The 10,904-nt window shown below is 33.9% G+C and carries 8 protein-coding genes; 5 read left to right on the top strand and 3 right to left on the bottom strand.

What is annotated here, in order from left to right; translation table 11 throughout:
- Positions 1–36 precede the first annotated feature (36 nt).
- The 3 genes from DXD04_RS17005 to DXD04_RS16995 all read right to left on the bottom strand — a co-directional run bounded on the left by DXD04_RS17005 (position 37) and on the right by DXD04_RS16995 (position 1,555).
- Positions 37–870 carry a glycoside hydrolase family 3 N-terminal domain-containing protein gene (locus DXD04_RS17005; RefSeq protein WP_259296178.1) on the bottom strand — a complete coding sequence of 278 codons (834 nt, stop codon included), beginning with the start codon at positions 868–870 and terminating at the stop codon, positions 37–39.
- A 137-nt stretch (positions 871–1,007) separates the two neighbouring features.
- Complete coding sequence (locus DXD04_RS17000) at positions 1,008–1,220, bottom strand: glycoside hydrolase family 3 N-terminal domain-containing protein (protein ID WP_258338997.1); 213 nt, start codon at positions 1,218–1,220, stop codon at positions 1,008–1,010.
- Positions 1,221–1,258: 38 nt separating this feature from the next.
- Complete coding sequence (locus DXD04_RS16995) at positions 1,259–1,555, bottom strand: hypothetical protein (RefSeq protein WP_259296177.1); 297 nt, start codon at positions 1,553–1,555, stop codon at positions 1,259–1,261.
- Between the two features lie 216 nt (positions 1,556–1,771).
- On the opposite strand from DXD04_RS16995, the gene DXD04_RS16360 reads away from it, so the two are divergent.
- The 5 genes from DXD04_RS16360 (at position 1,772) to DXD04_RS16340 (ending at position 10,895) form a co-directional block, all read left to right on the top strand.
- Positions 1,772–2,917 carry a glycoside hydrolase family 88/105 protein gene (locus DXD04_RS16360; RefSeq protein WP_117674191.1) on the top strand — a complete coding sequence of 382 codons (1,146 nt, stop codon included), beginning with the start codon at positions 1,772–1,774 and terminating at the stop codon, positions 2,915–2,917.
- 146 nt (positions 2,918–3,063) lie between these two features.
- Positions 3,064–4,128 carry a FecR family protein gene (locus DXD04_RS16355; protein ID WP_117674190.1) on the top strand — a complete coding sequence of 355 codons (1,065 nt, stop codon included), beginning with the start codon at positions 3,064–3,066 and terminating at the stop codon, positions 4,126–4,128.
- Between the two features lie 156 nt (positions 4,129–4,284).
- Complete coding sequence (locus DXD04_RS16350) at positions 4,285–7,668, top strand: TonB-dependent receptor (RefSeq protein ID WP_117674189.1); 3,384 nt, start codon at positions 4,285–4,287, stop codon at positions 7,666–7,668.
- Between the two features lie 11 nt (positions 7,669–7,679).
- Positions 7,680–9,611, top strand: coding sequence for a RagB/SusD family nutrient uptake outer membrane protein (locus tag DXD04_RS16345; protein ID WP_117674188.1), 1,932 nt, complete (start codon positions 7,680–7,682; stop codon positions 9,609–9,611).
- A gap of 24 nt (positions 9,612–9,635) precedes the next feature.
- Positions 9,636–10,895, top strand: a complete 1,260-nt coding sequence (locus tag DXD04_RS16340) for a SusE domain-containing protein (RefSeq protein ID WP_117674187.1) — start codon at positions 9,636–9,638, stop codon at positions 10,893–10,895.
- Positions 10,896–10,904: the final 9 nt, after the last annotated feature.

Below are 10,904 nucleotides of genomic sequence, written 5' to 3'. Positions count from 1 at the left end.
TATGCTATTGAGAAAATGTGCAAGGAAAAGAAAAGTTTAAATCACTTCAATATTAGTCTTTGATTTGCTCTCTCCGCTTTGTTCTGCTAATTCACCTATGCATACAATAACAGCATCGGCTTTTTGTGCTGCTTGTAATGAAGTTTGTAACTGTGTTATTTTTCCTGTTTTTTTGTCATAACCTTCTGAATAGAATATATTAATGTTATTGTTCCTTAATGCTTCGTATAATGTTACGATTTTGCTTCTATTTACGTTTCCGGCCCATGCTCCAGCCATGTCTGATTGAGATTTTGCAAGATGTCCAATTAGCGCAATAGAACGTACTTCATTGTTAAAAGGTAGTATATGGTTGTCATTTTTTAGTAATACAATGGATCTTTCTGCCATCTTTCGTGAAGTTTCTCTAATCTTTAATGAATTAATAATTCTCTTACTTCGATTCTCATCATAGAAACGGTATGGGTCTTGAAATAAACCTAATTCGTATTTCTTTTCAAGTATATATCTTACTGCTTGGTTTAAATCTTTTTCTAAAACTTTTCCTTCTTTAACAAGTTCTTTAAGATGCCTTAAATAGCACTGACTGACCATTTCTATATTCAATCCTGCATTGAATGCTAGTTTTGCTGCATCTTTTTTGTCTTTTGCAATTCTATGATTAATAAGCTCTTCTACAGAATTATAGTCAGAAATAACAATACCTTTGAATCCCCATCTATTTCTGAGCAAATCTGTTAAAAGAAATTTATTACTTGTACATGGTACACTATTAAAGTCGTTGAATGCGCTCATTATACTTGCTGCTCCTGATTTTATTGCTGCTTCATAGGGTGGCATATAGTAATTAGCGAATTGTCCTATTGACATATCAACACTATTGTAGTCTTTACCGGCTATTGGGGCTCCATAACCAGCAAAGTGTTTTTACACATGCCATTGACTGCATGTATCTCCAATTGAGTTACCCTGAAGACCTTTTACTCTAGCTTCTGCAATTTTACTACCTAAAAACGGATCTTCTCCAGCTCCTTCCATAACTCTTCCCCATCTTGGTCCCAAGAAATATCTACCATAGGTGAAAATGTCCAATTTAGACCGTCTGAAGCACCTTCCAAGGCATTACAACGGGCAGATTCTTCAATCATCTGAAGATCAAAACTGGAAGCTTCTGCTAAAGGAATAGGAAATCCTGTTTTATAACCATGTATTATATCCAATCCAAATATTAGTGGAATATGCAAGCGTGATTGTAATGCTAATGATTGATATTTTTTATATTTTTTATACCGGTTACATTTAACATTGTTCCTATTTTCCCTTGCCGTATATAATCATCAATAGATAGATGTAAAGTATCAGGTCCTGTAAGGTTTCCTTGTCCACTGCATTGGTAAAGTTGTCCGATTTTTTCGTCTAATGTCATTTTATCGAGTAAATTGTCGATAAAAATGTCTTTCTCTGTAGTTGAAGATTTTTCTTTGTTTGGTGTTGCGCCTTGTGCAAAGACACACCAACATAATAACCATAAGGTCATTCTCTTTTTAAGTTTCATGTTATTAAGTTTTTAAGTGATAAAAATTGTCCGCAGCGAATATATATTATATTTATGACTTTTACAAAAATGACTAAAAATATATTTATTTACTTTTGAAAATTAGTATTTAGTACTTATTTTTGCAAGAAAGAATGTTTTTTCAATCACTTTATAATTTCTGGTATTATACTTAATTCTTTAGGGGCGAATAAGTTGAATATAATTAAATGTGATATGAAAAAAGAGTTTTATATTGTAATTTTAGCGTTTGTGTTTTTATCTCATTCAACGGCTTTATGGGCTTTATCTCCTAATTTTAAATTAGAAATATCTGAAGTAAAGCGTTTGGTTAATCGGACTTGCCGATGGCAGATGAATGCATATCCAAATATGGATGAAAACAGAATTTGGAAATCTGCCGGAGATTTAAGTTGGGAAAATGGAGTTTTTCTTTCTGCATTGTCACGTTGGGCTGAATTTGTTAAAGAACCACAGATGATAGAATGGTATGAAAGTATATGTAATAGAAACTATTATGGAACCAGTCAGAATCGTTTGTCTATTTATCATGCTGATGATTTTGCTGTATGTATGATGTACGTAACACTTTATAATAAGGTAAGGAATCAGAGAATTCTTCAGCATACTCAGGCTCGTCTGGACTATACTATTAATCATCCATCTGAAATTCAATTTGGAGATACAACAGCATGTAAATATGATAGATGGACGTGGTGTGATGCTTTGTATATGGCTCCCCCTGTATATGCGGCATTTTCGCGTATTACAGGAGATAATTCTTATTTGTATTTTATGGATAAAGAATATTGGGCCACTTATGAGTATTTATTTGATAAAGAAGAGCAATTGTTCTATAGGGATGGTAGCTATTTTGATAAGAGAGAAAAAAATGGTAAAAAAGTATTTTGGGGAAGAGGAAACTCTTGGGTAGCAGGAGGCTTGTGTTTATTGTTGGAACAGATTCCTTTGGATAGTCCTTTGAGGGAACGATATGAATCTTTGTTGATAACTCTTTTGAAACGTATTGCACCTCTTCAACGTGACAATGGTTATTGGTCAGCAAGTTTACTCGATCCGGATGCTTACCCTAATCCGGAAACAAGTTCAACAGGTTTTTTTACTTTTGCTCTTTTTTGGGCAATTAATAATGGACTTCTTCAAGAAGACATATATATTATAAATGCTATGAAAGGTTGGCAAGCTTTAAAGAAAGCAATAAATAATGATGGAATGTTAGGGTGGGTTCAACCAATCGGCGCTAGTCCGGAAACAGTCACACAGAATATGACAGAAGTTTATGGCGCGGCTTCATTAATGCTTGTCGGTGAGCAATTAATACGATATTTTGAAAAAAAATAATATTAATGTCTTTTTTTATTGTGTTGATTTATAGTAAATTAACAAGCGTATGTTATCTTATTTTATTTTTTGTTACAAAAAAAAGAAAAATCTACTAGGGAATTTTCTTATTACTTGCGTCTATACTTATAGAAAGCCCTAAAAGAATGAAGCAAGAAAATCAGAAATCATCAGAGGAATTGAAGCAGAAGTTAGATTCTTTATTTGAAAATTATAAGAATCCAGACTTTGATAATAGCTCCATTGTTGAGAAGACATTGGTAAAAATTCGTCGTGAACGAATTCGTCACCGTGTACATTTATTGTGGGTGTCTTCTTTCTCTTTGGCAGCATCTGTTTTTATTGGCTTTGTAATACATTATTTGCTTGGATTATCTTCTGATTTAACTGATACTGATATTCGCCAGTTAGCAAACAGTATGCCAGCAAATGAATGTGAAGAAGTTATATTGGTTACTCCAAAAGAAAGATTACAACTTTCTAAGAATGCATTTGTACAGTATGATGCACAAGGAAAAATGCAGGTAAATGGAGAAGAAACCATAAAGGAAGAGTATTCTGATAAAGAACTTGAATATAGTCAGCTTATTGTACCTGCTGGTAAGCGTGTACGTTTGCAGTTGGCTGATGGAACTCATTTGATGCTAAATTCTATGTCTCGTGTAGTTTATCCTCAGCGTTTTGATGAGAAAGAACGAAGAATTTATGCGGAAGGTGAAATTTATCTGGAGGTTGCGCCAGATAAGGCACGTCCTTTTATAGTAGAGTCTTCTGATTTTGATTTGAAGGTTTTAGGTACAAAGTTTAATATCTCTACTTATGATGCCTTGAAAGAAACGCAAATAGTATTAGTTGAGGGATCTGTAGAGGTGACAGGAACGGATAAACATAAGGCTGTGTTGAAACCAAATGAGTTGTTGAGTCTTGAAGAAGGTAAAATAGTTGACTGTCGTTCCGTAGATGTAGCTGATTATATAAGTTGGACAAAAGGATGGATTCATTTTAAAGGAGATGATTTATCTGAAGTTATAAGTCGTTTGCAAATCTATTATGGTGTTTCAATTTCATGTGATAAGTCACTTTCTAATGAAAGAATATACGGAAAATTGGAATTGAAAGAAAATTTGGATGACATGTTGTATAATATCCAGCAAATTATACCTTTTAAAATACACTCTTCTGCTGAAGGGGGTATAGAGTTAATAAAATAGTTTTAATTTAAATTTTTATACCTAATGAATGATACTTGAGAACACATTTTGAAAAATTAAAAACGGGAGAATATGGTAGTATTCCCCCGTCAACTTGGACAATTTTTTTCTTAAAAAGATTCTAAATCTGACGTTAAACCTTAAAAAGAAAATTTTATGGTAAAGAAACCAATTTTTTTACACATAAGAAAGAAAGTTCGTTTTTTTTTAGTATTAAACACTTTTTTTATTATTCCGAACATTACATTTGCGGAATCAAAAATTTATTGGAATGCACAAACTGATGTATTTTCAATTCAATCAATGTCAACAATTCGTGAAGTCTTGGATTGTATAGAGGCAAATAGTGACTATATTTTTGTTTATTCTGATGAAGTAAATTCTCGTTTGTCAAATAAAGTTTCTATTTCAACTTCAGACAATAATATAGACTCAGTTCTTGATGAATTATTTGAAAAAACGGATTTGGAGTATAAGAAGAATGGACGACAAATTATTATATCAGCTCCTACTCCTCAACAGCGTACAAATAATTCTTCAAAAAATAATATAAAGGTAACAGGTAATGTTACGGATGAAAAGGGAGAGCCACTAATAGGTGTTACTGTTGTATTAAAAGGAGATTCTACTGTAAATACAATAACTAATTTGGATGGTATTTATTCTATAAATGTTCCTAATCGTCACTCTGAATTATCGTTTAGTTATGTAGGTTTTGTTCCTAAAACTATAGACGTAGATGGTCATTCTGTATTAAATGTTGTAATGGTGGAAGATGTTGGACAACTTGATGAGGTTGTTGTTGTTGCTTATGGTGCTCAAAAGAAAGAGTCTGTTGTTGGATCAATAACAACTGTTGCTCCTGAGAAGCTTCGTACAGGAACTACTCGTTCATTGAGTAATAATTTGGCTGGAGTTGTTTCTGGAGTTATTGGAGTGCAGAGGTCAGGTGAACCTGGTTATGATAATTCATCGTTTTGGATTCGCGGTATTAGCTCTTTTCAAACAGGCACAACAGATCCTTTGGTTTTAGTTGATGGTATTGAAAGAGATTTGAATAATATTGATCCAGAAGAAATTGAGTCATTTTCAGTTTTAAAAGATGCTGCGGCAAGTGCTGTTTATGGTGTACGAGGTGCTAATGGTGTTATTCTTATTAATACCAAAAGAGGACAAGTAGGAAAGCCTCGTGTTGTTGTTAAAACAGAATTCGCTATGACTCAACCTGTTCAGTTACCTGAATTTTTGGGTGCTGCTGATTATATGCAAATATTGGATGATATTCTTTTAGATACAGGACAACAGCCCAAGTACACTGATAGAATAGAGAAAACTCGTTCCGGTTATGATACGGATTTGTATCCGGATGTAAATTGGATTGATGCAATTTCTAACGATTATGCATCAAATGAACGTGTTACCGTTGATATATCTGGAGGTAGTGAACGTTTGAAGTATTCTTTTGTTGCGGCTGTTTATAATGAAAGAGGAATTTTAAAGAGAGATAAGACTCACGAGTGGGATCCTTCTTTGAAATTACAACGTTATAACGTACGTTCTAATGTTGACTTGAAATTATCTCCTACAACTCAAATGCGTTTTAATCTTGGTGGTTATTTACAAGATAGAAATTCAACAACCAAAAGTATAAGTGAGATTTTTTCTAAAGCCTTTTTAGCTGTACCTCATGCGTTTCCTCCTCAATATTCATCAGGAGAAATACCTACTACTGAAGAACCTAATGTTTGGGCATGGGCCACACAGAGTGGTTATCAAAGAACTAGTGCAAGTAAAATTGAGACATTATTTTCTTTAGAGCAAGATTTAAAATTTGTAACACCAGGTTTAAAGGTAAAAGGAACTTTTTCGTTTGATAGGTATTCTTCAGGTACAGTAAGTCGTGGAATGAATCCTGATTATTATAATCCAGCTACAGGACGCGATGATGAAGGTAATCTAATTATTTCAAAGAAAACTAACGGAGATAATTTTTTAGGTTATTCTAAAAGTGGTGATTATGGAAACAAAAGTATATATATGGAGTTAAGTCTTAATTATGATCATACTTTTGCTGAGAAACATGCTGTTTCCGCCATGTTGATGTTTAATAGGAGAAATTATGATGATGGAAGTAAATTGCCATACCGTAATCAAGGATTTGCAGGACGAACATCATATACTTATTCAGGAAAGTATGTAGCAGAATTTAACTTCGGATATAATGGTTCTGAAAATTTTGCTCCTGGTAAACGATACGGTTTTTTCCCTTCTGGAGCTATTGGATGGATTATTTCTGAAGAGGATTTTATGCAACCTGCAAGAAAGGTTATTTCTAAGTTAAAACTTAGAGCATCATACGGTCAGGTTGGTAATGCTAATTTAAGTGGTCGTCGTTTTGCGTATTTATCTACTATTGCTGATTCTTATGGTGATATGGGAATGTATAAATGGGGAGAAGATGGTAGTTTTGATCGTGTTGGTATGGCTGAGGGTGAGTTTGCTGTTCCTGATTTGACTTGGGAAGTTGTTAATAAGGCAAATCTTGGTTTAGAATTAGGTTTATTTAATGGAATGCTTGATTTATCGTTGGATTATTTTGATGAAAGACGAAATGGAATCTTTATGCAACGTGAATCAATACCATTGACAGCAGGATTTATAAAACAGCCATGGAGTAATTTTGGAAAAGTTACAAATCGTGGTGCTGAAGCAGCTTTGAATTTTAATAAACGTATTGGTAAGGATTTGTTTTTAAGTGTTATGGGAACATTTACTTATGCTCATAATGAAATAACTGAGCAGGATGAGGCAGATGCAGTTGTAGGAACAAATCGTGCCAGAACTGGACATCCTATTAATCAGTTATTTGGATATGTCGCAGATCGTTTGTTTACTGAAGATGATTTTGTAGATGTCGAAAATGGTATTCTTAAAGAAGAAATACCAGCACAAAACTTCTCTTCAAAACTCCGTCCTGGAGATATAAAGTATGTAGATGTAAATAAAGATGGAAAAGTAGATGTGTTTGATAAAACAGCCATTGGAGGTACAGTTGATCCGGAAATTGTGTATGGTTTTGGGGCTAATCTTCAATATAAAGGATTTGATTTCGGAGTATTGTTCCAAGGCATTGGAAGAAGTTGGAGGATACTTTCCGGTTCTATCATTCCTGGATTTAATCGTGGTGTAACTGGAAATATGTTTACTAATGCAGATGATCGCTGGACAGTAGAAAATCCGAGTCAAGATGTATTTTATCCAAGATTAGATGATGGTATAAATAAAAATAACAGTGAAGCATCTACTTGGTGGTTGAGAAATATGAGTTTTTTACGTTTGAAGAATTTGGAGTTAGGCTATTCTCTACCTAAAACTTGGATGCAACAAGCTGGTATGGATGGAATTCGCTTCTTCTTGCGAGGATCAAACTTGTTTACTTTCTCTAAATTTAAATTATGGGATCCTGAGTTGAATACTAATAATGGTGCCGCTTATCCTATAATGAAATCTATTTCTGCTGGTTTTGAAATTAAATTTTAATTGAATTCTATATGAAAAAATATATAAAAATTGCTGCTTTGAGTTGCTTTGCTTTATTCTCTATGTCATCATGTAATGATTATTTGGATAAAGAACCAGATGATCAGTTAACATTAGAAACTGTATTTGAGAATAAAGAAAATATGGAAAGATGGTTAGCTTTTATTTACCAGGAACTTCCAGAATTTTATACATATGACGGACCAGATGCAATTGCAGATGAATTGACTCCTTCTAAAGGATGGGAATCGCAAGGATTTAAGGCTATTCTTTATCAAAAAGGTAATTGGACGGCTGATAGTCCTGGAGTCATAAGTTATTGGACTACATTTCCTAAAGCAATTCGCTCTGCCTATCAATTTATAAAATATGCACATGCAGTTCCTGGGGTTACTGAACAAGAAGTTGAATATATGAAAGCTGAATGTCGCTTTTTTATTGGATATTTTCATTCAATGTTAGTTATGACATATGGTTCTGTACCAATCATTCGTGAAGCTGCTGAATCAGCGTCATCTGATAATTTAATGCTTAAGCAAGAACCGTTTTACGATGTAGTTGATTGGGCTGCTAATGAAATGCTGGAAGCATCGAAAGTGTTACCATCGTCTTATGATGAATCTCAAAAATATGGACGTGTTACTTCAATAGCCTGCCTTGCAATGCGTGCAAGATTGTTACTTTTTGCTGCAAGTGATTTGGTGAATGGTAATCCCGACATGGCTGATATTGTGAATTGTGATGGAACACCTATTTTTAGCAAAGAAAAAGATCCACAAAGATGGAAAGATGCTGTTGACGCTTGTCAATTACTTATTGATGAAGCTGAAGCTGCTGGTCATAAGTTGCATATTGAGTATCTGACAGATGGGACAACTATTGATCCGTTTCTTTCTTATCAGAACGCTTTGTTAAAGCGAAAAATTGAGGGAAATAATGAAATTCTTTTTGCTCGAACAATGGATTCAGGTGGATATTTTGATAAACAATGTACTCCACGTGGTATGGGATTAAATGGAGTAGGAGCTATCTGTGTAAGTCAATCTTTGGTTGATGCTTTCTTTATGAAAGATGGAAAAATGCCTATTTTGGGATATAATTCTGATGGCTCTCCTATTCTTAATCCGGATGTTGACAACTATAGTGAAAGTGGATATACAACAGATGATGAATATTATCCTACAAATTGGATTTATGGTTCAGGAAATGGTAGTGCTACTGCAGATCATAATTTGATTGTTGCAAAAAATACATACAATATGTACGCTCATCGTGAACCAAGATTTTATATATCAGTAATGTATAATGAAGAATACCATTGGGTAGGCAAACGTAACTGTGATTTCTTTATGGATGGAAAGGATGGAGGTCCTTCTCATGATGCTCCTTGGACTGGATATATGTGTCGTAAGAGAACTGACCCTACTGCAAATCCTAAAGAAAATAGTGGAACATATAAATCGCGTCATGGTTCACTTTATCGTTTGGCGGAGGCTTATTTAAGTTATGCTGAAGCATTAAATGAATGGAGTATAGAAAATGGAACATATGCTGCAAATCTATCTGAAATATTGAAGTATGTAAATAGAATAAGACAAAGAGCTGGTATTCCTCAGTATGGTTATGCGGAAGGGGAAATTACACCTCCTGCAAGTGGTGAAGAAATGAGAACTCTAATACGTCAGGAAAGAAGGGTTGAATTAAATTGCGAATGTGGATTGCGTTTTAATGATTTGAGAAGATGGAAATTAGCTAAAGATTTATTGGACGGTGATTTCTATGCCATGAACGCATATGCACAAGCTGGAAATAGGGATGATTATTATAAAAGAGTTGTTTATGAAACAAGAAAATTTATAAGTTATTGGTTCCCAATACCTCAGGATGATATTGATAAGAACACCAATTTGCGTCAAACCCCTGATTGGATTGCTGGTAATTGATATATTAATTAATTTAGATTAATCATGAAGAATAAATATAGTTTTAAAGAGGCTTTTTTACTTTTATTAGTAGGAAGTTGTATGATAGGTTGCAATGAAGAAAATGATGTTAATCCGTTGGATAATCGCTCAGATTTGGTTATAGAAGCTTCTGCGACTGATATTAAATTGAATGAGGATACTCCTAATGATATTGCATTGACTTTAAATTGGACAAAAGCTGATCCTATTTCTTCGGAATATTCGTTATCATATATATATAAAGTTGATTTGGCTTCTAATGATTTTAGTGATAATACTCTTATAAAGGAGTTCGTTGATGGTGAGTCTTCTAAAAGTTATACTCATAAAGAGTTACAACAACTTTTGACAGATAAATGGGAATTAACTCCTGGTACAACAACAACTTTGTCTGCCCGTATTATAGGATCTTTGGAAGGCCCAAAGTTTGTTAAGCCGGAAATTTCCACAGTTTCAGTAAAAATTCAAACATATATTGAGAAAGAATTTAAGGCTGATAAACTTTATATCTCAGGAACAGCCGTTGATGGAGAGGATATTGAAATTAGACCAATGGTTAGTAATCCTCTTAGATATGTTGGTATTGTATCGTTAAAAGCCGGTAATATAAATTTCCCAATTGTTTATGAGGATGAGAATAAAGTTAATGTGATTTCTCCTGTTGTTGCTGAACAGACTATTCAGGGAGGAAAAGAACTGGAAGCAGTTGTCAAAAGTGCTGAAAAAGCAGGTGTTTGGGTAATTCCTGAATCAGACACTTATAGGGTTCTTGTTGATTTTGAGCATCATACAGTTTCGATAGGACTTGCAAGTGATTATATAGCAGCTGATAAAATCTTTGTATCTGGAACTTGTGTTTCTGAAAAACAAGAAATGACACAGACAATCGAGAATGAAAATCAGTATGCTTTCCATGCGGAACTTCAGAGTGGTAATGTTTATTTCCCAATATTATTTGATGGTGAAGAATCAATGGCTATAGCTCCAGAAACTGGTGGAGATTTTACTGATGGACAAGAAATGTCTTTTACAATCAAGACTCCGGAAGAAGCAGCTCTTCATTCATCGTGGAATATTAAAAATCAAGGTGTATATCGAGTAGTCATTAATATTGAAACGAAGAAGATTACCATTTATTCTCCTGATACTGATCCTCAGCCTAGAGAGATTACATGGAGTTATAATAATAATGATGTTACAACTGTTGTTGAGAGAGTATATAGTAGGCTCGGCACTCGGCGCCTTGCCGCATTTCTGCGGTAGGTTTCCGAG

The organism is Phocaeicola plebeius, from assembly GCF_003437535.1.
In the GTDB taxonomy this organism is placed as follows: domain Bacteria; phylum Bacteroidota; class Bacteroidia; order Bacteroidales; family Bacteroidaceae; genus Phocaeicola; species Phocaeicola plebeius_A.
The sequence above is the reverse complement of the archived record's forward strand: the minus strand, read 5'-3'. Positions and strand labels throughout refer to the sequence as shown.

Bases quoted from the DNA above. Each gene is read 5' to 3' on its own strand.
- DXD04_RS16995 (WP_259296177.1), bottom strand. From the start codon at position 1,555: ATGAAACTTAAAAAGAGAATGACCTTATGGTTATTATGTTGGTGTGTC.
- DXD04_RS17005 (WP_259296178.1), bottom strand. From the start codon at position 870: ATGTCAATAGGACAATTCGCTAATTACTATATGCCACCCTATGAAGCA.
- DXD04_RS16345 (WP_117674188.1), top strand. From the start codon at position 7,680: ATGAAAAAATATATAAAAATTGCTGCTTTGAGTTGCTTTGCTTTATTC.
- DXD04_RS16340 (WP_117674187.1), top strand. From the start codon at position 9,636: ATGAAGAATAAATATAGTTTTAAAGAGGCTTTTTTACTTTTATTAGTA.
- DXD04_RS16355 (WP_117674190.1), top strand. From the start codon at position 3,064: ATGAAGCAAGAAAATCAGAAATCATCAGAGGAATTGAAGCAGAAGTTA.
- DXD04_RS16350 (WP_117674189.1), top strand. From the start codon at position 4,285: ATGGTAAAGAAACCAATTTTTTTACACATAAGAAAGAAAGTTCGTTTT.
- DXD04_RS16360 (WP_117674191.1), top strand. From the start codon at position 1,772: ATGAAAAAAGAGTTTTATATTGTAATTTTAGCGTTTGTGTTTTTATCT.